Origin of the sequence: Terriglobus roseus, from assembly GCF_900102185.1 — a bacterium.
In the GTDB taxonomy this organism is placed as follows: domain Bacteria; phylum Acidobacteriota; class Terriglobia; order Terriglobales; family Acidobacteriaceae; genus Terriglobus; species Terriglobus roseus_A.
In genome coordinates this window covers 3,480,606-3,501,271 of the sequence record NZ_LT629690.1, presented here as the reverse complement: position 1 = coordinate 3,501,271, position 20,666 = coordinate 3,480,606, and the positions used below count along the sequence as shown (strand labels likewise).

The following is a 20,666-nucleotide window of genomic DNA, read 5'->3' as shown; positions in this document are numbered from 1 at the left end:
AAGCAGCTCCTTCGCGGCCGAGCAAACAGGCTGGCATGGTGTGGAAAGAGCCTAACATCCATGCGCTGCCGGTGGGGCAGAAAGATGACCCACCGGTCAGCGGCGGCATTACTGGCCGTGGTACTCCACGAACAGGTCTGGGTATTGCTTCTTTAACGCGCTGATCTTTGGGCGGTCGCATACGAGGATGTACGGATTGTCGGGGTTTTTCAGAGCGTAGTCCTGGTGGTAATCCTCTCCGCGATAGAAGCCCTTCAGGGGGGCAACTTCGGTGACGATCTTTGCCTTGAAGATGTGCGCTGCGTCCAGTTGCGCGATGTAAGCCTGCGCGATCTGCTGCTGTTCCGGTGTCATGTAGAAGATGGCGGAACGATAGGACGTGCCAACGTCTGGACCCTGGCGGTTGAGCTGCGTTGGGTCATGTGCTACGGAGAAGAAGATGCGCAATAACTCGCCGTAGGTGATGACGGCGGGATCGTATTGCACCTCCACGCTTTCGGCATGGCCGGTGGTCTCTGTCGTCACCTGATCGTATGTTGCGGTGGACGCCTTTCCGCCCGCATAGCCCACGACTGTTTTCTTCACGCCCTTCACGCGTTCGAACACTGCCTGCGTTCCCCAGAAGCAGCCACCTGCAAATACCGCTGTCTGCAACTTGCCGGGAGCCTTTGCCGCGTCCACTTTCGGCACGGGAAAGGTGCCGCGATCCACCGCGAAGCAGGCAATTGTGACTGAGAGAAGAGCAGCGGCAAGGACAACACGGATGAATCGGTACATGGCGAACCTCACAATGGATTGGACGCACGTGGCCAGCTTTACGGTTCTACCAGGAACTGTTCCAGCTTGCCGTCGTTTTGCGTGTAGGTGGTTACGTCAAGAGTTTTGCCTGCGAATTCCGCATCGTAAGTACGGAAGATCATGCCACCGCGCAGTTTTTCTGACGTTTGCGTGACCGTCTGTAACGCGCCGAGCGGTTGCAGGCTGGACTTGAAGTCGCCGATGGTCGTCTCATTGAAATAGAAGTTGGCGTCGGCGGTGAGCAGGTTGCGATCCAGCGAACCTTTCTGCAGCCCAAGCAGAATTGTCTTTACCTGTTCTGCGTGAGTCTTGTCGTAGGTCGGTTCTGCGGGCGCGCTGGCTTCTTCCGGCTTTGACGCGGTCTTCTTCGAGGCATTTACCAACGATGGCAACAGGATGGGCACAAGCGCACTTGTTGCAGGGGCTGCGCCCGGGCCTTCCACGTTGGTCAACGCGGCAAAGGCTATGTCGTCATCCAGGGCTATGACGTTGTTGGAAACGAAGCCGCCTACTTCGCCGGAATGCGAGACGAAGTGTTTGCCATTGCGCACTTGCGAGAAGACGCCCAGTCCATAGTGCGAGTCGCTGCCATCCTTCAAGATGAATGGCTTAATCATTTCGTCATAGCTTGCGGGTTTGAGCAGCGTGCGATGCACGATGCTTTCGTCCCACTGCATCAGTGTGGCTATTGGCATGGCTAGTCCGCCGTCGCCGGTGTACCAACCAGGCGATTCCAGAATGGCGGGGCGCAGCGGTCCCATGGCGTGTCGCTCGTAGCCACGCACCTGTAGCTTTGCGCGGTCAGTATCAAGATCCAGAACGCCTTGCAGCTTCAACGGGGTAATCACGTTTGCCCAGAGAAAGTCATGGAATTTCTGTCCAGTGACTTTCTCAATGATGAGCGCGGCCATCTGGAAGTTGGTGTTGCTGTACTGCCACTTGGTTCCGGGTTCGAAATCGAGCGGCTTGGTGGCCCATTCGCGTATCAGCGTTTCGCTCTTGATTGGCTTGGTCCACGCCGGGATAGTGTAGTCCTGCGGTGCGTAGTCACTGTAGCCGCTGGTGTGGGTTAGCAGGTTGCGGACGGTAACCTTGTTGGCTTCTGTGAAGTCGGGGAACCATTTGCCTACGGGGTCATCCAGCTTCAGCTTGCCGCGCTCCTGCAACAGCAGGATGCACGCGGCGGTGAACTGCTTGGAGATGGAGCCGATGGGATACGCCATGGCAGCGTCTGCTAGAACTGCACGTTGCGTCGTGGCGCCCTGTTCCTCCAGTACCGCGTGACCGAATGCCTTGGTGTAAATCACGTTACCGCCACGGGCGATACCGAGGGAGATGCTGGGGGTTCCTGTGTCGTCCATCACCTTCGTCATAGCCGATTCAATCTTTGTCCGGTCGGCATCGTTGAGCTTCTGAGCGTGCAGGAGGGTAGGGGCTGTCAGCACAACGGAAAGTGCAAAAGCTGGAAGGATTCGCAAGGTCGCATCTCCTGCATTACAGATATCCGCAGTGTAGTTCAAAGGGATTCCAACACCGCAGTGGTGATGGCACAATGGACACCTGCCATGAGTTCTCCATTTGATGTGATCGTTGTCGGTGGTGGCCCCGCTGGTTCGACTGCAGCCTATAAGCTCGGACTGGCTGGGGCGAAAGTTCTGCTCATTGATAAGGCTGCGGAGTTTCCCCGCGAAAAGCCGTGCGGCGGTGGATTGTCTGCGCGATTGCTCGAACGGTTTCCTTACGTGGGCGACTTGTTCGACGCAGGTGAAGTTTCGGTAAATCCAGTAAGTCGTGTGCATCTGGAGTCACCGGACGGAACGCGTGTGACGTATCAGCAGGGCGATCCCATTCTGTATCTGGTGCGTCGTTGGCAGTTTGATGAAGCACTCTTCAAACGTGCCGCGTCTGTTTGCTCGGTGCGACTGGGAACGACGATTCGCAAATGCGAAGTGAAGCCGACACACGTCGAGTTGGAAACAACCGAAGGCGAGATCATCACTGGGCCGATGGTTATCGGTGCGGATTCCGCGAACTCGGTCATCGCGCGGCATACGGGACTTCGCAGTGAAGCGGCTCATAAGGAATACGCCGTGGACATGATGGAGGAGACGGACTATTCACGCTTGGATGTGAAGGATCGCGATGCCATCTATCTCTTCCTGACCCTGACGGAGACCTTCGGTTACGGATATATTTTTCCCAAGACGCATCATCTGAACCTTGGTTTTGGATGCAAGCTGGACTGGTATCTGAAGGAGCTGCGCGGCAAGGGCGCGGAGCATCATGCGCAGTGGGTGGAGACGTTGAAACGGCAAGGCGATGTGACCGGCGAGACGAATCGCAGCGGTTACAAGGCATTTCCTATCCCCGTTAGCGGGCCGCTGGCAAAGACATACACGGATCGAGTGTTGCTGGCGGGTGACGCCGGTGGTTTTGTGAATGCGTTTACTGCAGAGGGCATCTTTTACGCGATGACCAGTGGCGCACTTGCTGCGGATACGGCCCTGAACGCAGTTCGCACACAGCAGTATGACGAACGTACTCTGGCAGCGTATGAGAAGGCGTGGAGGCAGGAGATTGGTGACGAGCTTTTGCATTCCGTGGATATTCAGCATCGTCTTTTCAATGGCAGCGGGCGCATGGATGCGCTCGTGCGCAAGGCGAAGGAAGATCCGGAGCTGTTGCACCTGATCATTGGTTACAGCATGGGCGCATCCACCTATGAACAGCTCCGCAATCACATGATGCGCAGTACGGTTCCCACGTGGGTTTGGAATAAGGTGAAGTCTGCGGTGGGGTTTGCTCGCTGATTCCTTCATGGCCAGGATGGAATTGACTTCGCGCGGCAATCGGCATCCTATGGATTGCGATGCATAACCATACTCCGTTTAACCTTACGAACGCTGCCGCGGAAGAGATGAAGCTGCAGGGGTTTGAGTTGACACCTTTTCCTGGTCACCAGCAGCAGCTTGCAGACATTCTTGCTGGCAATGTGAAGGACCATCGTAAGCGTACCGATCTGCGTGGGCTCGCGTGGTCGTCGATTGATAACGACACTTCTCGCGACCTGGATCAGATTGAGTGGGCGGAGCGGCTTGAGGATGGCGGCATCCGTGTGCGCGTCGGCGTGGCGGATGTTACGGCGACCGTTGGTAAGGACACGCCGATCGATAAGTTTGCTGCGCGGCAGTGCGCCACGATTTATACCGCGGCTCGCAACTTTCCGATGCTGCCCATTGAGTTGTCTACCGGCTTGACCAGTTTGAATCCCGGCGAAGAGCGGCAGGCCATGGTGGCTGAATTCGTTGTGGATGGGGATGGTTCCGTGCGTGAGCAGCGCATCTTTCCGGCGCTGGTATGCAACTCAGCGCAGCTTGCTTACAGCCATGTGGGGCCTTGGCTTGTGAATCCGGAGCATGCTGTACCGCCTGCGATTGATCCTGCGATTCTGGATCAGCTTCGTTTGCAGGATGAGGTTGCGCAGCGTTTGCGCCGGCATCGGCAGGAAGCAGGTGCGCTTGATTTTCGCCGCACTGAATCTACGCCTGTGGTTGCCGATGGACGCGTGCTATCGCTGGAAGATGTGGGCCGCAACCGCGCGATGGATCTGATTGAAGACCTGATGATTGCAGCGAATGAAACGGCGGCGCATCTGTTGTCGCAGGCGCATCGCAGTGGGCTGCGTCGCGTGGTGAAATCGCCGGAGCGTTGGCAGCGCATTGTGGACCTGGTCTACGTCACGAGTGCGAATCTTTCGCACCGCGTTACGCTGCCTGCAGAACCAGACGCGAAGCCGCTAAATGACTTTTTGTGCAAGCAGCGCGAGCATGATCCGGATCACTATCCTGACCTTGCGCTCGCCATTATTAAGCTAATGGGCGCAGGTGAGTATGTGGTGGTGCATGCGAATGATCCTTATCCTCCCGGACATTTTGCCTTGGCGGCAAATGACTATTCGCACTCCACGGCGCCGAATCGCCGCTTTCCAGATATGGTCACGCAGCGCGTGCTGCATGCCATGCTGGACAATGCTCCGGCGCCTTATACAGACGATGAGTTAGCGGCCATTGCAGATCATTGTAATGAGCGTGACAAGGCTGGCCGCAAGGTGGAACGCTCCATGCTGAAGCGGGCGCAGGCTCTGGCACTGGGTTCAAGGATTGGAGAGCACTATCGTGCAGTGGTTACCGGGGCGGGGAGGAGCGGTACGTTTGTCCGCGTACTGAAGCCTGCAGTGGAGGGCATGTTGGTGCATGGTGCTGAGGGATTGGATGTGGGTGATCGCGTGAATGTGAAGCTGGTCCATACGGATCCGGCGCGCGCATTCATTGACTTTGTGCGGATATGAAGAATCGTTAGCTTAGCGAACTATTTCGTCTTATACTCCGGGCATGCGAAAAACCTGTGTGTCCTGCCGTGCCGTCCTGCTGGTCGTCTTGTGCTGTATCCACGCCGTTTCGCTTCTTGGGCAGAGCTTCCGCGTGCATCTTCCGGCAGATGCGCGTCCTTTGCAGAGCGGGGGAGAGCGCGCTACTTCGCCCGGTCCTTTGGATGGACGACTTTTGTTGCTGTTGTCCAACAACTTTTCAGCCGAGCCGCGCACGCAGATCAACGATTCTTTGCGCTCGCAGAATGTCTTCGGCTTAACTCTGGATGGCGCTGCTCCAGGTAGCGTTGTGGTGGTTGACGATAAAGCCACAGGCTATCCGCATGCTCATTTGAGTGAGGTTACTCCCGGGACTTATAACGTGCAGGTGGTGTTGAACTTGTACGAGACGTTCCACATGGCCGATGGCCGGACGATCAAGCTTGCTCCTGATCGTGGCGAGGGACAGAAGTGGAATCGCGCGCCGGGCAATCTCTATAGCAAGCCTTTTAAGATCACCATTGGAGCCAACGGCAAGCCCACCCAGGATGTCGATGTGGCGTTGACCGAGGTCATGCCGGCGATTGCGCCTATTGCAGATTCTGAGTTTGTCCGTCGCATCCGAATCCAGTCGCAGCCTCTGTCTAAGTTCTGGGGACGGCCGGTGTTTGTTTCTGCCACAGTGCTTGTGCCAGCAGGATTTGATCAACATCCGAATGCGCGTTTCCCTCTGATGCTGTTTGAGGACCACTTCAACGATGGCTTCGCGGAGTTCCGCACGACGCCGCCGGATCCGAACCTGAAGCCGGATTACTCGGATCGTTTTCACCTTGAGGGTTACAACCGTATTCAGCAGCAGGAAGGTTACAACTTTTATAAGACGTGGACTGCGAAAGATTTTCCGCGTTTCCTGGTGGTGAAGATACAAACCGCGAACGCGTTCTACGACGACAGTTATGCAGTCGATTCTGCAAACCTTGGTCCTTACGGTGAAGCGATTGAGACGGAGCTGATCCCTGCAGTTGAAAAGAAGTTTCAGGGGATTGGTCAGGGATGGGCGCGCTTTGTTTATGGCGGTTCCACTGGCGGCTGGGAAGCAATGGCTGCGCAGGTCTTCTATCCCGATCACTACAATGGTGCGTTCATTGCGTGCCCCGATCCGGTGGACTTTCACGCGTACACGAACATCGATATTTATCACGACAAGAACGCATACTTTACGCCTGGTGCAAACATCCAGATGGAACAGCCCGCCATGCGCGATTACCTGGGCCACATGATCATCACGCAGCGTGGCGTGAACCAGTTTGAAGCTGCGCTAGGCGATCATGGGCGCTCTGGCGAACAATATGACATCTGGCAGGCGGTCTTCTCGCCAGTCGGAGCGGATGGATATCCTGCGGCGATCTTCGATAAACAGACGGGCGTTATTGATCCGGCCGTGGCGAAATACTGGCAGGACCATTACGATCTGACCGCGAAGTTGCAGCGCGAATGGCCGCAGTTGCAACCGAAGCTGGAAGGCAAGCTGCATGTCTACGTTGGTTCTGACGACACCTACATGCTGAACAATGCGGTTTATCTGTTGCAGGATTTTCTGGATACCGCGAAACCTGCCGCACACGCTGAGGTGGCATACGGGCCTCGTGCGGAACACTGCTGGAATGGTGATCCCAAGCTATCGAACGCGTATAGCCGCTTGCACTACTCGACGATGTATCTACCGAAGATCATGCAACGGATTCAACAGACTGCACCCAAGGGTGCAGACCTGAAGAGCTGGCGTTACTAACCGAGAAACCTTCCGTATACTGGTCGCGCCTTACACACCTGCGTGTTTTGCGAGTGTAAGGCGCTTTCCGTTTGGAGTGTTTCGATGATGAATCGGCGGGAGTTTCTAGCTGCTATGCCTGCAGGCGCAATCGCACTGCATGTCATGCCGCCAGCGGTGAAGCCGATTGCCGGTAGCTGGTTTGAGTTTCAGCACAGCGGCGCGGTGCAGGCGGTTGATTGGAACAGCCGCTGTGCACGCTTTACCACTGAGCAGTGGCAGGAAAAGGTGCGCGAGATTGCCGGTACGGGCATGAAATACCTGGTGCTGATCGCCACCGCGCTGCACTATCGCGCGTTCTGGGATACGGCAATCTATCCGAAGTATGAGCTTGCGTGTGCCGATCCGATTGAGGCAGTGCTGGCAGCTGCGGATACGTGCGGTGTGAAGTTCTTCATCGGCGCGGGCTTTTATGGTGATCTGGGGTCGCCGGGACTGATCAGCGATGCGGATGCGATGGGCAAGCGGCTGCAGTCTCTTGAGGAACTTGTGAAGCAGTATGGCCACCACAAAAGTTTTTACGGCTGGTACTGGCCCGATGAGACGCAGATCAATCCGCACTTTACGCCCGAGTACATGACGTATGTGAACATGCTGTCGAAGCACGCTAGAGCATTGACGCCGAAGGCACAGATTCTGATTGCGCCGTATGGCACGCGGCTGGTGAAGCCCGACGATGAGTACCTGCGTCAGATGGATTCGATGGACGTGGACATCATGGCGTATCAGGACGAGATTGGCGTTCAGAAGACGCGCATTGATGAGTTGCCGCGCATGTTTGAAGGCTTGCGCAAGGTACATGATCGCGCGGCAAAGGCGAAGCTTTGGGCAGATGTGGAGATCTTTGAGTTTGAAGCGAAGCCGTATCGCTCGCCCGTGCATGCTGCGTCGTTTGAACGCGTGCTGCAGCAGATGACGGCGGTGTCTCCATATGTAGATGAGATTTTGATCTACCAATACATCGGGCTGGTGAACAAACGCGGTACGAAGGCTGTTGCCGGGCGCGGTCCTGCCGCGACTGAGTTTTATAACAACTACCAACGATGGCGCGGTGGCAGCGGCGCACGCTGATCGGGTTCATGCCGATATTGCATTACTCCTGCACACCAATCACCCCCGTGCAGAAGCTGATGTCTAGACCCCGACGGCGTCAGCGATGACATCTTCATCGCATGATGCAGCACCCACTTCCACGCGATTGCGTCCGGAAGACTTGGCTCGATAGAGTGCGCTGTCAGCGCGGCCAATCAATGAACTGATAGCGTCCTGTACGGTATTCTGCACGATGGAATAGCCAATGCTGCAGGTGACGGGAATGGTTAGTTCTCCAAACGAGATGGGTGAGGACGCAACCTCTTGCCTGATGCGTTCGCTGATATCTGCTGCTGCTGTTAGATCCGCGTCGGGCAGGATGATGAGGAACTCCTCACCGCCGTAGCGTCCGACGGCATCGCTCTTGCGGATGGCCGCACGCAAACGCGATGCCACGACGCGCAGCACCTCATCGCCAGCAGGATGACCATGCGTGTCATTGATTGTCTTGAAGTGATCAATGTCGAGCATGAGTGCGGCCATGGGCTTGTCTGTTTGTGCGGCCGCGCATTCTGCATTTGCAATTTCAAGAATGGCGCCGCGGTTCCACAGGTGCGTCAGCACATCGATGCGCGCCTTCATCTCCAACTCTTCATGAGAAGCAGCAAGGGCTACCTGGGCTTCTGACAGTGCGGCCAATTGCAGTTCACGCTCGGCGAGCGATGCCAGATCGATGAGCGAGCTCATCTTCTCCGCATCAAAATCGCGTGGATTGCTGTCGCCGATGCAGAGTACGCCGACACGCTCTCCTTCAAAGTGCAGCGGTGCACCGGCGTAAAACACCCAGTAGTCTGCTAGAACACTGTCGAACACGCGTGTATCGGTGCGCGCATCCTGCACCAGGCAAACGCCGTCATCCAACACGGTGTAATGGCAATAGGAGTCTTTGCGCAGACCCTCAATGCCATCAAAACCCTGCACGCTCTTCAGCCATGCGAGCTTTTCACCCACGATATCCAGGCAGGCCATGGGGACTTCAAACATGTGGCGTGCAAGGCGTGTGATCTTGTCGAAACGCTCTTCTGCTGGCGTGCCCAAAAGGCGAAGTTTTTGAACTGCAGCAAGACGCCGCGCTTCATAAGGAGAAGCCGGTGCAGCGGGCATATATGTCCTCGGAGAGCAGGAATGAATGTCTGCCACCGATCTTAAGCAGTCCCAATATGGGACGCTATGACGCGAAAGCGTTAGGCGAGGATGCGATTTTGTATTGTGTTTGCAGTGCTAGGCACTTGCCGCGATGACGGTGTTCAGCTTCCGTGCATGCGAAGACGCGCGTCACTCTTCATGCGATCTGTTCGCTCCCACACCATGGCGAGCAGAGTGAGTGCGGCTGTGATCGCAGCTACGACCGAGCTGGCCAACGACAAGCTGCGATAGCCGAAGCCATGCGTGAGGACAAGTGCACCCAAGGCTGCGCCCAATGCATTGCCCAGGTTGAATGCGCCTTGATTCAGTGTGGATGCAAGGTTCTGCGCACCGCGTGCCTGGTCCACCACGCGCGTCTGCAGAGGTGCGCCTACTGCGAAGTGGAGCATGCCCCACACGGCGATCGCAACCAATACGGACGGCACATGTTCTTCCGCTATCGGCATTAACACGAAGAGAACCGCAAGAGCCAGAAAGCCAAAGGCAACGGCTTGAATCCCTTTCCAGTCCGCCATTACGCCGCCCAGCAGGTTGCCGACTGTGATGGAAACCCCAAACAGCACCAGCACGCCTGTTACGCCGTGCGGCGAGATGTGTGTGACGTCTTCCAGAATGGGAGTGATGTACGTCAGGATGCAGAACATTGATACGGACGACAACGTGCTGATAGCGAGCGTTGTCAGCACGCCGCGACGCATGACAGATTTCAATTCATGCTTCAGGTGGACTGGTTCCGAGTGTTGATGCGGCACCAGTCGCCACACACCTATGGCTGCGATTAAGCCGATGGGCACAATGGCAACGAAGGCTGCTCGCCATCCGAAAGCTTGTCCCAACGCCGTACCTGCAGGTACACCGAGAACGTTGGCCAGCGTGAGTCCGCTGAACATGATGGCGACGGCGCGTGCGCGTTGATCGCGTGGGACAACGTTCGATGCAACGATGCTGCCGATGCCGAAAAATGAACCGTGCATCAATGCGGTGAGAATGCGAGCCGTCAGCAGCAGGCCGAATGTTGGCGCAAGTGCGCATGCCGTGTTGCCCAGGATGAATAGGGTCATTAAAAGGATCAGAGCGTTTTTGCGATCGACCTTTGCTAGCGCCAACACCAGCAGCGGCGAACCGATGGTGACTGCGAGCGCGTAGGCGCTGACCAGTGTGCCTGCTTTCGGGATGGACACATGGAAGTCGCGCGCCAGATCCGGCAGCAGTCCCATGATGATGAATTCTGTTGTGCCAATGCCGAAGGCGGCAACGGCAAGAGCTAACAGTGGCTTACGCATGGTCCTCACTGGAGCAGCACTGGCTGCAATCGCTGCAGAAGGTGTGATTCATCCGGTGCGCTGCAATCATCAGCGCGCTGCCGGTCATGGTGACTGCGACCTCAAATATGTGTGAAGGCAAACTGTCGCCGAACCATGCACCGAAGAAGATGAATGCGAGTCCCGCTGCCATGAGCGCAAGAATGCGTTTGCGTCCGTGGATGCGGAATCCACGGATAAGCGCAATGCCACCTGCGGCAGCCACTACAGTTGCCAGCGTGCGATGAACGCTCTCTTCTGCTGGCAGGAAGTGAGCAACCACTGCAGACATGGAGATGAAGAGCGGTGTCGCGATGCAATGCACAACGCACAGCGCGGACACCCATATGCCGAAGGTGTCCGCGCCTGAGTGGTGTGCCTGTTCTTTCAGTTCCTGCGTCATGCTCCCGCAACCGCTGGCAGGATATCTTCCACGTCTACCCACTGCGTCGGATACTTGCCGGTGTAGCAGGCGGTGCAGTAGCCGTTGGGTTTCTCATCGCCGGTCGTGCAGCTATGCACTACACCCTCCAGTGACAGGTATGCGAGCGAATCGGCTTCGATGTACTTGCAGATCTCATCCAGCGAGTTGTTCGCGGCGATTAGGTCGCGCGAGCTGGGTGTGTCCACACCGTAGAAGCAGGGCGAGATGGTCGGAGGGCACGAGATGCGCATGTGGACTTCCGTCGCACCTGCTGCACGCACCATGCGAACGATCTTTCGTGACGTGGTGCCACGGATGATTGAGTCGTCGATGAGGATGACTCGCTTGCCTTCGAGCAATGCGCGTACCGGGTTCAGCTTCATGCGCACGCCGAAGTCGCGCACGCGCTGTTCCGGCTGGATGAAGGTGCGGCCCACGTAGTGGTTGCGGATGAGGCCGAAGTTGAACGGGATGCCGGATTCGTTCGCGTAGCCAATGGCTGCGGTTACACCACTGTCTGGTACGGGAACGATCAGGTCTGCAGGAACGCCGCTTTCGCGTGCGAGTGTGCGGCCCATCTCTTCGCGGCTCTTCTGTACCCAGCGGCCGAAGATACGGCTGTCAGGGCGTGCGAAGTAAACGTGTTCGAAGATGCAGCTTGCCTGCTTGGTTTCGCGGTTGAAGTAGCGAGAGGTCACGCCGTCTTCGCTAACCATGACCAGCTCGCCCGGTTCCACGTCGCGTTCGTACTTGGCATGCAACAGATCGAATGCGCAGGTTTCGCTGGCGAAAACAAAGGTGTCAGGTGCGCCGTCTTTGCCTGGGATGCGGCCCATCGACAACGGACGGAAGCCATGCGGATCGCGTGCGGCAAAGATGCGATTGCGCGTCATCATGACGATGGAGAATGCGCCGTCGACCTGACCGAGCGAGTCGGCGATGCAATCCACCAGCGTGGTCTCTTTGGAGTGCGCGATGAGCTGCACGATGATTTCGGAATCGCTGGTGGTCTGGAAGATGGCGCCATCGCGTTCGAGACGCTCGCGTGCGGTGCCCAGGTTCACCAGGTTGCCGTTGTGCGCAATGGCGATGAGGCCCTTGGTGGACTCCACCTTGATGGGCTGCGCATTCAGCAGAGCGGAGTCACCCGTGGTGCTGTAACGCGTGTGACCAATGGCCATGCGGCCGGGCAGCTTTTCCAAGACGGGGTCGGTGAAGATTTCGCTGACGAGGCCCATGCCCTTCAGGTCATGAATCTCTTCGCCATCAGCGGTAGCAATGCCACCGCTCTCCTGTCCGCGATGCTGCAGCGAGTACAGGCCCCAATAGGTGAGGCGTGCTGCGTCGTCATGGTTGTAGATGGCCATAACGCCGCACTCTTCGCGCAGCTTGTCGAAGTGCTCTTCCGCTTCGTGTGTTTCCTGCATGTCGTTCAGCTCAAGTTCGTCGATCATGCGAGTACCACCTCTGCTTCGAGTTCTTCTTCCAGTGCGCCCGTGAAGGCGGTTGTTAATTCATCCACTGTTGTTGCGATGTGTGGAACGACAAACTGATTCTTGACGGTCGTGCCGATCTTGTAAGCACCGCCATCTGCACCATGCTTCTGGGCAACTGCAATGACCTCAGCCGTGTTCGCTGGGGTGCAGCTAACGATTACGATGCTTCCGTCCTCGTTCCAGAATGAGTCGGCTGGAATGGAACTTGTGGTCGGATCGCAGACGACACCGATGCCGTGCACAATGCTGGCCTTTGCCAGTGCAAGTTGGATACCGCCGTCGGATGCATCGCATGCGGAGGCGAGCAAACGCTTGTCGGCGAGTTCGATCAGGCAATCCTGAAGTTCCTTCTCATTGCGGAGATCGAGGAATGGCGGGACACCCCACGTTGCGCCGAGAACACTCTGTGCGAACGCGGTCGATCCGAGTTGCTGCATCGAGGTGCCGGATGCCTCTCCGTGCTTCGCGAAGATCAGCAACAGTACATCGTTGCCTTCTTTCAGGAAGCCGTTGGGAACGGCCTTGGTGACATCGTCCATGATGCCCACAATGCCGAGTACCGGCGTGGGGAAGATGCCTTCGCCCTTGGTCTCGTTGTAGAGCGAGACGTTGCCGCCGGTGATGGGCGTGCCGAGCGCGGTGCAGGCTTCGCTGATGCCGTCGATGGCCTGCGAAAGCTGCGCCATGATTTCTGGCTTCTGTGGGTTGCCGAAGTTCAGGCAGTTGGTTGCGGAAACAGGCGTTGCACCAGTGCAGGCGACTTTGCGTGCTGCTTCTGCGACGGCATGCATTGCACCAAGCTTCGGATCGAGCCATGTCCAGCGACCGTTACCAGCAAGAGCCATCGCAAGGCCGCGTTCCGGCTTGCCGTCGCCGCCAGTGCCCTTGATGCGGATGACACCGGCTTCGCAGCCGGGACCCTGCACGGTGTTGGTCTGCACCATGCTGTCGTACTGCTCGTAGATGTGGCGCTTGTCGCAGATGTTTGGCGATGCCAGCAGCTTCTTCAGGTCCGCGGTATAGTCGCGTGGCTTCTGCAACGCTGCGAGCACGGCAGCGGGAGCGTCGAGCGATACCGGGGCCTTCCACTCGCCTACGGGGCGGTGGTAGACCGGAGCGTCGTCGGTGAGTGATTCGTTGGAGAGGTCCGCGACCAGTTCGCCGTGGTGGCGCACCTTCATGCGGTTCTCTGGGATGACCGTGCCGACGACCGAAGCGTCGAGGCCCCACTTCTCGAATACGTCCAGCACTTCCTGCTCGCGGCCTGCATGTGCAACGAGCAGCATGCGCTCCTGCGATTCAGAGAGCATGATTTCGTAGCTGCTCATGCCGCTATCGCGCTGCGGAACGAGGTCGAGTTCAATCTCAAGTCCAACGCCGCCACGTCCACCCATCTCGCAGGTGGAGCAAGTGAGGCCGGCAGCGCCCATGTCCTGAATACCCGCAACTGCGCCAGTCTTCATGGCTTCCAGGCAGGCTTCGAGGAGGAGCTTTTCGAGGAACGGATCGCCCATCTGGACGTTAGGGCGCTTCTGTTCTGATCCTTCCTTGAATTCTTCGCTGGCCATGGTGGCACCGTGGATACCGTCGCGGCCCGTCTTTGCGCCTACGTAGATCACGGGGTTTCCAACGCCGGTGGCCTTGGCATAGAAAATTTCGTCGTGACGCACGAGACCTAGTGCAAACGCATTCAGCAGGGGATTGGTGCTGTAGCACTCTTCAAAGCGTGTTTCGCCGCCCACATTGGGAACGCCGAAGCAGTTGCCGTAACCGGCAACGCCGTGAACGACGCCTTCCATTACGCTGCGATTCTTGGCGTAGTCGATGTCGTCAGAGCCAGCGGACTTAACCGTGCTGTCTGCTTCTTCTGAGGTGTCTTCCGTTACGCCATGGAAGGACTCATCTGCAGAAGCGTGTTTCTGCACGTCCTTGGAGCCGGTGGCAGGTGACAGCGGACCAAAACGCAGCGAATCCATCACCGCATACGGACGCGCGCCCATGGTGAAGATGTCGCGCAGAATGCCGCCTACGCCCGTTGCTGCGCCCTGATAAGGCTCAATGTAGCTGGGGTGATTGTGGCTCTCGATCTTGAAGGCGCAGGCCCAGCCGTCGCCCACGTCGATAATGCCGGCGTTCTCGCCGGGACCCTGCATGACAGAGCCAGGACCGCTGGCCCGTGTGCCCTTGGTGGGCAGGCGCTTCAGGTGGACGCGGCTGCTCTTGTACGAGCAGTGCTCGCTCCACATAACGGAGTAGATACCAAGCTCCGTCAGCGATGGCGTACGACCCATCGTGGCGAGAATCTTTGCATATTCCTCGTCCGTGATGTTGTGTACTTTCAACAGCTCCGGCGTGACATTACACTGCTTCGGAACTTCGTGTGACTGGGCTGCGGCAGGCGTAGTGGCAACCGCCTCCGCCTCGTGTGGGATGGCTGTGGGCTCGCTCACCCTTCTAGTGTCGCATGAACGACGCCCCGATTTGCATCCCGGAAAGCCGTTACTGCCAGCCTTCTACGTCTGTTCCGCTGAAAACGCGCTCCCGGTGCAGCATTCCTGTGAAAAACATGTACGGATGCAGCAGATCCAGCGCGCCTGCGGCGTTCAGTTGGGCCATTTGTTCCGTGGTTAGTTTCACTTCCAGCGAGGCGATGTTGTCCTGCAACTGCTCCACCTTGGTGGCGCCGATGATCAGCGAGGAAATGGCTGGACGCGCAAGTGCCCATGCCAGCGCTACCTGTGCCATTGGCTTGCCAATTTCCGCGGCCACTTTGCGCAGCGCCTCCAGCGTGGCCCAGTTCTTCTCCGTGTACTTGTGGAAGACGGGGTTTGCGCCGCCACCCAGCACGCTTAGGCGGCCGTCGCCGCTGCCCTTGCCGTCGTCCTCGCGTTTGTACTTTCCGGCGAGGAAGCCGCTGGCCAGCGGGCTCCACGGGGTGATGCCGATGCCAAACTCGCGAGCGCAGTCCACGTGCTCGCGTTCGATGGTGCGTTCTACCAACGAATATTCCAACTGCAGGCCGATTGGTCCGGAAACTCCATGCACCTGCGCCAAGGTGGCGACCTTCGCGGCGTACCAGGCTGGGACGTCGCTGAAACCGAAGTAGCGAATCTTGCCCGCACGCACCAGATCGCCCAGCGATTGAAGCACTTCCTCCGCTGGTGTGACGGTGTCCCAGGCATGCATCCAGTACAGATCGATGTAGTCGGTCTGCAACCGCTTCAGCGAAGCGTCCAGAGCGCGGTACATGTTCTTACGACCATTCGCGCTGCCGTTGGGATTGCCCTTCTGCGCCTCGCACGTCATGGTGAACTTTGTGGCAAGCACTGTGCGATCGCGCAGATTGCGTGCGGCAATGTAGTCGCCGATCAACTCTTCGCTGCGCCCGTTGGCATAGGTGTCGGCGGTGTCGATAAAGTTGCCGCCTGCATCCACATACGCATTGAAGATGGCCTCAGAGACTTCATCCGGCGAGCCCCAGCGCGGCGTTCCCATGGTCATGGTGCCAAGGCAAAGCGGGGAGACGACTAATCCAGAACGGCCGAGCGTGCGATAGCTGGTGAGTGTCATAGCAGATTCAGCATACCCCGCGTCGCTGTTTGGGTCGGTGGCTTGGTTACACTGTCTTTCAAATGCATAGGGTTGAAAATACGAGGCGAGTTTTGGGCATGGTTCGCATCATGCCGCCGGATGCCTCATGGCCAGAGATGTTTTGGCACGAGCGAGAACGCTTGAAGACGTTTCTTGGCAACGTTGCGGACGAATTGGAACACTACGGCAGCACTGCGGTGCCGGGGCTTAGCGCGAAACCAATCATCGACATGATGGCTCCCATCCCGTCGTTGGACGATGCCGACGCTTTAGTGTCCATTCTGGCTGGAGCTGGATATCGCAAGATCGATGCAGGGTTTTTCAAGCGGCGGTTCTTTCGGAGAGAGCCGCGGGGACAGCAGCCGGCATTTCACTTGCATCTGGCCGTGTGCCCGAGATGGCCAATCAAGAATGAGTTGCTGGTGCGCGACTGGCTGATCCAACACCCGGATATTGCGCGGACGTATGAGGCCCTAAAGATGGATCTTGCGATGGCGTATGGCGACGACATGCCGCGTTACACAGCCGCGAAGACCCCGTTCCTGCGCTACATCACAAATCAAGCGCGCGAAAGTCGGGGTCTTCCAATGGAACACGACTGGGAAGAGTAACCTTTTGAAGCTTTGAAACGGGCCTAGTTGTGTCCCGTTGATCCGAAGCCGCCTTCGCCGCGATGCGTCGCGTCCAGGTCGTCGACTTCTTCAAACGTGGCCTGCAGCTTTTTCACAATGCGGAGCTGCGCGATGCGGTCGCCTGCACTGAGCGTGATGGGGGCATCCGTCACGTTGGTTAGAACGACTTTGATTTCGCCGCGATAACCGGGGTCGATCACTCCTGCAAGCGTCGTAATGCCTTTCACGGCCAGACCGCTGCGGTCTTCTACCAGCGCGCCGTATTCTTCGGGGAAGGCCATCGCCAGGCCGGTTGCAACGAGCGCAGTCTTGCGCGGTTCAATTGTGGCTTCGTGAACGCTGTAGAGGTCGGCGGCCAGATCGCCCCATGCGCCCTCATGGGCATACTTGGGAAGCTTGGCATCGGTGTGAAGGCGCTTGGTCGGAATGTGCGGCATGCCTACAGCTTAGAACCTTAGGCTGAGGGAATCTTCAGGCGCCAGCCAGTAACTGCTTCCGCTTACGCAGCAGCATTGCGGCCCGTGCCAACAGAACCACCTGAACCGCAATCACTGCCCACATCACCGCAGGATGCTGCGAAGAGTTCACCGCAGCTGGAATGGCTGCTAGGCAGGCGACCGCTCCGCCGGTGACAGCCGCCTTCTTTCGCAGCTTGTTCGCTTCGTCCTGCGCCGATGGATCACAACCGCAGTTGCACATACGTTTATTGTGCGCCTGTCATTGCGCGAACACAATCAGGGAGCGGCATTCCAGCGTGTGATGACGCGGGTGCCGTGCTCCCATCCCAAAACGCTGACAGTAGCAGTGGACAACGCAAGCCGCTGCCCGAAGACGCCCGGTTGTTCAGCCCATACTGCCGCCAAAATGCGGAAGATGTGCGCATGGGCGAACAACGCGCATCGGCCTCCATGCTGCAGGCAGCGATCAATCACCTGCTGCGCACGCGCAGCCACCTGATCGATGGATTCGCCGCCCGTAATGGGACTGTCCCAGACGCTCCATCCCGGTTCGGCTGCTTGAATCTCAGGCGTGCTCTTGCCTTCGTACACGCCGTAGTTCCATTCCTGCAGATTCGGCTCGACTTCGGCGCGATTACCCAATCCAGCGAGCGCTGCGGTGTCGCGCGCGCGTTGCCGCGGGCTGGTCAGCACCAGGTCAAACTGTGTCTTCGCAATCACCGGGGCAAGCGCTGTTGCCTGCTCGCGTCCATGCTCGGTCAGTGGCAAATCGGTGTAGCTGGTGTGCTTGCCGTTCAGTGACCACTCTGTTTCACCGTGACGAAAGAGCCACAGCTCCGCCTGCTTTTTCTTCTGTTCTGTCATTGCACTCTTTGGATGCGGTTAGAGATAAGCCGTTACATCAAAACCCACAATGCTGTTTCTGGGCAGCTTAGATTCAATGGTGGTACGTGCGGGCGCGTTCTTGCCGAAACGTCCGGTGTAAACCTCGTTCATGTCGACGTAATCGTTCATGTCACGCAGGTACACAATGACCTTCAACACCTTGTGCATGGACGAACCGGCATTGAGAAGTTCTTTTTCCACCTGATCCAGGAGATAGGCTGTTGCGGCGCGGATGTCGTCCGGCTCTGGAGCAATCCACGAAGTCTTTGCCGAGAGATACACCACATTGCCGAAGACAACCGCAGGCGAATAAATACCCGCGTTGGGATGGTTCGGATTAATGGCAAGATACTTTGCTTCTTCGGTACTCATGTCTCTCATTCTCTCGCATGCGGTCAGATGCCGGCGATCAAATCCATTTCAACCAGTGTGGGATGAGGTGTGCGTGTGATGATGGTGGTGCGTGCAGGCGGGTCTTTCGGAAAGTGCTGAGCAAAGACTTCGTTCATCGCAGGCACGTCCTCTGGGCGTTGCAGATAGACGGTGATCTTCAATACGTTCTCCATCGACGAGCCTGCATTGGCGAGCTCTTTTGCAAAGGCATCGAGAACATGATTCGTACAGCTACGAATGTCCGCAGGATCGGGTGCAGTGCCTGAGCCTTTTCCGGAGAGAAACAGCAGGCTGCCCCATTGCACTGCGGGCGAATAGACCGCGGACGTGGCTGGTCCCATGCGATGAATGCGTTTGCGCGGTGCGGCATCTACCCCGGGGATGGATGCAAGCGCGAGTGCGCGTGTGGCAAAGGATCGACGCGTGATCGCCATATCTTCCTCCTGAACAGAAACGAGGGATGCTTTGTTCGTTACAGCATGCGCAGTGCGCGGTTCACTTCCACGGCTTCCATCTGCAACTGCGTCACCATGTCGGCGTCGTCGCGGCGTACGGCTTCTGCGATGAGGATTTTTAGTTCGCTTTTGCGGCGTTCGAGGCGGCGGCGCTCCAGCGTGTGCAGCGTGTTGCCGACTTCGTTGGCGAGCATCGCGGGATCACCGATCGCGTCTTCATGCAGCAGGCGTGCGAGCATCTCGCGGCTGCGATCATCCGGTGCTGATTCCAGCGGGTTATCTGTCAGCGGAGCACCTGCAAGCGCTTCGATCAATTCGGCTGCGGCAAGACCATCGAGCCATTCAGGATGCGCGGTGAGCTCGCTTGCGGCGCGTTGGCGTGCGCGATCTGTCTCAGGCTGCACCAGTGCACGCAACAGTATGCGTTCTGTTTCAGACAACTGCATCGCAGAGGTGCTGCGGACGCTTTCCAAGCGATGCGTTGCGGCATGTTGCAACTCCTGCCGCATCAGGGAGGAGTCGATGCCGAGTTTCTGTGCAGCGTCATCGACAAACTGTGTGCGCTGAATCGCAGAGGGCAAACGACGCACATGCGGCAACAGGAAGTTCACCGCTTTTACTTTGGCTTCGGCAGTGCGCTGAGGGAACAGCGTGCGTGCGCGATCAATCAGATAGTCTGCGTGCGGCTTCGCATTGCGCAATGCTTCGGCATAGGCCGCGATGCCGTTTTCCAGAACATAGCGATCCGGATCAAGGCCGCCTTCGAGCGTCATGATGCGGACCTCGAACTCTGCTTCGGTTAACAAAGCTAACGATTTCTCGGCAGCGTTTGCGCCTGCGGTATCGGGGTCGAAGTTGACGACGACGCGCTTGGTGAATCGTGACAACAAGCGCACCTGATGCTCTGTGAATGCAGTTCCGCTAGTCGCAATAACCGGTTGCAAACCGGAAGTGAACACGCGGATGCAGTCCATCTGTCCTTCGACGAGAAGCGCATAATCCTGCGAACGAATCGCGGCTTTGGCTTTGTCCAAATTGAAGAGAACATGACCCTTCGTATACAGCGGCGTTTCGGGCGAATTCAGGTACTTAGGCCCGCTCTTTTCATCACTGTCTAGAGCGCGTGCTGTAAAGGCGATGGTCTTGCCAGCTTCGTTGCAGATGGGGAAGGTGATTCGCTTGCGGAAGCGCGCATACAGCGGACCGACGGGTCTGCCTTCATCACTCTGCTCGCGCGAAGAGAACAGGCCGCTAGAGCGCATCACCTCGTCATTGAAGTGCTTGGAAAGCGCTTCGCGCATGTGGTTGAAATCGTCGGGCGCATATCCAATGCGGAACATCGCAATGGAGTCCGCACTGACCGCGCGGCTGGAGAGATATTCGCGCGCACGCGCTGCTTCCGTAGATTGCAGGGCCTGCTGGAAATACTGTGTCGCAGCTTCGTGGATATCGGTGAGTTGTCGCCGCAAGCCAGCTTGAGCTGCCTCTTCTGGCGAGTTCCATTCACGCTTCGGTAGTGGAATGCCCATCTTCTGCGCAACGGTGCGAACAGCTTCAGGAAACGAGATGTTCTCAATCTTCTGCACAAAGGTGAACACGTCGCCTTTGGCATGACAGCCGAAACAGTAAAAGTATCCATGCGCCGCATTCACGCTGAATGACGGTGACTTCTCCTGATGAAAGGGGCAAAGGCCGCTGAAGTTCTGCGCGCCGCTTTTTCGCAGGCGCACGTATTCACCGATCACCTTGACGATGTCGGTGGCGGTTTTTACCTGTTCTTTGAAGTCGTCGGCCACTG

General features: G+C 57.5%; 19 protein-coding genes. 5 read left to right on the top strand and 14 right to left on the bottom strand.

Annotated features, from left to right (window positions below):
• Nucleotides 1-108: 108 nt before the first annotated feature.
• Both msrA and BLT38_RS14710 read right to left on the bottom strand, forming a co-directional pair.
• Entirely contained in the window at nt 109-777 is a 669-nt protein-coding gene (gene msrA / locus BLT38_RS14715; RefSeq protein WP_083345856.1) for a peptide-methionine (S)-S-oxide reductase MsrA, read from the bottom strand.
• 38 nt (nt 778-815) lie between these two features.
• Entirely contained in the window at nt 816-2,276 is a 1,461-nt protein-coding gene (locus BLT38_RS14710) for a serine hydrolase domain-containing protein (RefSeq protein ID WP_083345855.1), read from the bottom strand.
• Nucleotides 2,277-2,363: 87 nt separating this feature from the next.
• Between BLT38_RS14710 and BLT38_RS14705 the strand changes: the two genes are divergently transcribed.
• The 4 genes from BLT38_RS14705 to BLT38_RS14690 all read left to right on the top strand — a co-directional run bounded on the left by BLT38_RS14705 (nt 2,364) and on the right by BLT38_RS14690 (nt 8,066).
• On the top strand, nt 2,364-3,608 hold the full coding sequence (locus tag BLT38_RS14705) for an NAD(P)/FAD-dependent oxidoreductase (RefSeq protein ID WP_231966532.1): 1,245 nt from the start codon (nt 2,364-2,366) through the stop codon (nt 3,606-3,608).
• 59 nt (nt 3,609-3,667) lie between these two features.
• Nucleotides 3,668-5,146, top strand: a complete 1,479-nt coding sequence (locus BLT38_RS14700) for an RNB domain-containing ribonuclease (RefSeq protein ID WP_083345853.1) — start codon at nt 3,668-3,670, stop codon at nt 5,144-5,146.
• Between the two features lie 58 nt (nt 5,147-5,204).
• Complete coding sequence (locus BLT38_RS14695; protein ID WP_231966530.1) at nt 5,205-6,956, top strand: hypothetical protein; 1,752 nt, start codon at nt 5,205-5,207, stop codon at nt 6,954-6,956.
• An 84-nt stretch (nt 6,957-7,040) separates the two neighbouring features.
• Nucleotides 7,041-8,066 carry a DUF4434 domain-containing protein gene (locus BLT38_RS14690; RefSeq protein WP_083345851.1) on the top strand — a complete coding sequence of 342 codons (1,026 nt, stop codon included), beginning with the start codon at nt 7,041-7,043 and terminating at the stop codon, nt 8,064-8,066.
• 63 nt (nt 8,067-8,129) lie between these two features.
• Here BLT38_RS14690 and BLT38_RS14685 read toward each other — a convergent pair whose 3' ends face one another.
• The 6 genes from BLT38_RS14685 to BLT38_RS14660 all read right to left on the bottom strand — a co-directional run bounded on the left by BLT38_RS14685 (nt 8,130) and on the right by BLT38_RS14660 (nt 16,024).
• Nucleotides 8,130-9,191, bottom strand: a complete 1,062-nt coding sequence (locus BLT38_RS14685; RefSeq protein WP_083345850.1) for a GGDEF domain-containing protein — start codon at nt 9,189-9,191, stop codon at nt 8,130-8,132.
• A gap of 143 nt (nt 9,192-9,334) precedes the next feature.
• Nucleotides 9,335-10,516 carry an MFS transporter gene (locus tag BLT38_RS14680; protein ID WP_083345849.1) on the bottom strand — a complete coding sequence of 394 codons (1,182 nt, stop codon included), beginning with the start codon at nt 10,514-10,516 and terminating at the stop codon, nt 9,335-9,337.
• Nucleotides 10,509-10,937, bottom strand: a complete 429-nt coding sequence (locus BLT38_RS14675; protein ID WP_083345848.1) for a MerC domain-containing protein — start codon at nt 10,935-10,937, stop codon at nt 10,509-10,511. The genes BLT38_RS14680 and BLT38_RS14675 overlap by 8 nt, the downstream gene beginning before the upstream one ends.
• A complete protein-coding gene (gene purF / locus BLT38_RS14670; RefSeq protein WP_083345847.1) occupies nt 10,934-12,412 on the bottom strand; it encodes an amidophosphoribosyltransferase in 1,479 nt (492 codons plus the stop codon). The genes BLT38_RS14675 and purF overlap by 4 nt, the downstream gene beginning before the upstream one ends.
• Nucleotides 12,409-14,904, bottom strand: coding sequence for a phosphoribosylformylglycinamidine synthase subunit PurL (gene purL, locus BLT38_RS14665; protein ID WP_156785146.1), 2,496 nt, complete (start codon nt 14,902-14,904; stop codon nt 12,409-12,411). Before purL ends, purF begins: the two co-directional genes overlap by 4 nt.
• A gap of 49 nt (nt 14,905-14,953) precedes the next feature.
• Complete coding sequence (locus tag BLT38_RS14660) at nt 14,954-16,024, bottom strand: aldo/keto reductase (protein WP_083345846.1); 1,071 nt, start codon at nt 16,022-16,024, stop codon at nt 14,954-14,956.
• 98 nt (nt 16,025-16,122) lie between these two features.
• Between BLT38_RS14660 and BLT38_RS14655 the strand changes: the two genes are divergently transcribed.
• Nucleotides 16,123-16,656: a GrpB family protein gene (locus BLT38_RS14655; protein WP_172838288.1), complete on the top strand. Its 534-nt coding sequence runs from the start codon at nt 16,123-16,125 to the stop codon at nt 16,654-16,656.
• Nucleotides 16,657-16,679: 23 nt separating this feature from the next.
• Here BLT38_RS14655 and dut read toward each other — a convergent pair whose 3' ends face one another.
• The 6 genes from dut to dnaG are packed head-to-tail and all read right to left on the bottom strand — an operon-like array spanning nt 16,680 to nt 20,664.
• Nucleotides 16,680-17,114: a dUTP diphosphatase gene (gene dut, locus BLT38_RS14650; protein WP_083345844.1), complete on the bottom strand. Its 435-nt coding sequence runs from the start codon at nt 17,112-17,114 to the stop codon at nt 16,680-16,682.
• Nucleotides 17,115-17,148: 34 nt separating this feature from the next.
• A complete protein-coding gene (locus BLT38_RS14645; protein ID WP_083345843.1) occupies nt 17,149-17,376 on the bottom strand; it encodes a hypothetical protein in 228 nt (75 codons plus the stop codon).
• Between the two features lie 35 nt (nt 17,377-17,411).
• The gene (locus BLT38_RS14640; protein WP_083345842.1) at nt 17,412-17,999 is read right to left on the bottom strand and encodes a histidine phosphatase family protein; all 588 of its coding nucleotides are present in this window, start codon (nt 17,997-17,999) and stop codon (nt 17,412-17,414) included.
• An 18-nt stretch (nt 18,000-18,017) separates the two neighbouring features.
• Nucleotides 18,018-18,392, bottom strand: a complete 375-nt coding sequence (locus tag BLT38_RS14635; RefSeq protein ID WP_172838287.1) for a RidA family protein — start codon at nt 18,390-18,392, stop codon at nt 18,018-18,020.
• Between the two features lie 23 nt (nt 18,393-18,415).
• Entirely contained in the window at nt 18,416-18,847 is a 432-nt protein-coding gene (locus tag BLT38_RS14630) for a RidA family protein (protein WP_083345840.1), read from the bottom strand.
• Between the two features lie 38 nt (nt 18,848-18,885).
• On the bottom strand, nt 18,886-20,664 hold the full coding sequence (dnaG, locus tag BLT38_RS14625) for a DNA primase (RefSeq protein ID WP_083345839.1): 1,779 nt from the start codon (nt 20,662-20,664) through the stop codon (nt 18,886-18,888).
• Between the last annotated feature and the right edge of the window lie 2 nt (nt 20,665-20,666).

Coding starts and splice junctions, on each gene's coding strand:
- msrA (WP_083345856.1), bottom strand. CDS start 777: ATGTACCGATTCATCCGTGTTGTCCTTGCCGCTGCTCTTCTCTCAGTC.
- BLT38_RS14705 (WP_231966532.1), top strand. CDS start 2,364: ATGAGTTCTCCATTTGATGTGATCGTTGTCGGTGGTGGCCCCGCTGGT.
- BLT38_RS14700 (WP_083345853.1), top strand. CDS start 3,668: ATGCATAACCATACTCCGTTTAACCTTACGAACGCTGCCGCGGAAGAG.
- BLT38_RS14690 (WP_083345851.1), top strand. CDS start 7,041: ATGATGAATCGGCGGGAGTTTCTAGCTGCTATGCCTGCAGGCGCAATC.
- BLT38_RS14685 (WP_083345850.1), bottom strand. CDS start 9,191: ATGCCCGCTGCACCGGCTTCTCCTTATGAAGCGCGGCGTCTTGCTGCA.
- BLT38_RS14680 (WP_083345849.1), bottom strand. CDS start 10,516: ATGCGTAAGCCACTGTTAGCTCTTGCCGTTGCCGCCTTCGGCATTGGC.
- BLT38_RS14675 (WP_083345848.1), bottom strand. CDS start 10,937: ATGACGCAGGAACTGAAAGAACAGGCACACCACTCAGGCGCGGACACC.
- purF (WP_083345847.1), bottom strand. CDS start 12,412: ATGATCGACGAACTTGAGCTGAACGACATGCAGGAAACACACGAAGCG.
- BLT38_RS14660 (WP_083345846.1), bottom strand. CDS start 16,024: ATGACACTCACCAGCTATCGCACGCTCGGCCGTTCTGGATTAGTCGTC.
- BLT38_RS14655 (WP_172838288.1), top strand. CDS start 16,123: ATGGTTCGCATCATGCCGCCGGATGCCTCATGGCCAGAGATGTTTTGG.
- dut (WP_083345844.1), bottom strand. CDS start 17,114: ATGCCGCACATTCCGACCAAGCGCCTTCACACCGATGCCAAGCTTCCC.
- BLT38_RS14645 (WP_083345843.1), bottom strand. CDS start 17,376: ATGTGCAACTGCGGTTGTGATCCATCGGCGCAGGACGAAGCGAACAAG.
- BLT38_RS14640 (WP_083345842.1), bottom strand. CDS start 17,999: ATGACAGAACAGAAGAAAAAGCAGGCGGAGCTGTGGCTCTTTCGTCAC.
- BLT38_RS14635 (WP_172838287.1), bottom strand. CDS start 18,392: ATGAGTACCGAAGAAGCAAAGTATCTTGCCATTAATCCGAACCATCCC.
- BLT38_RS14630 (WP_083345840.1), bottom strand. CDS start 18,847: ATGGCGATCACGCGTCGATCCTTTGCCACACGCGCACTCGCGCTTGCA.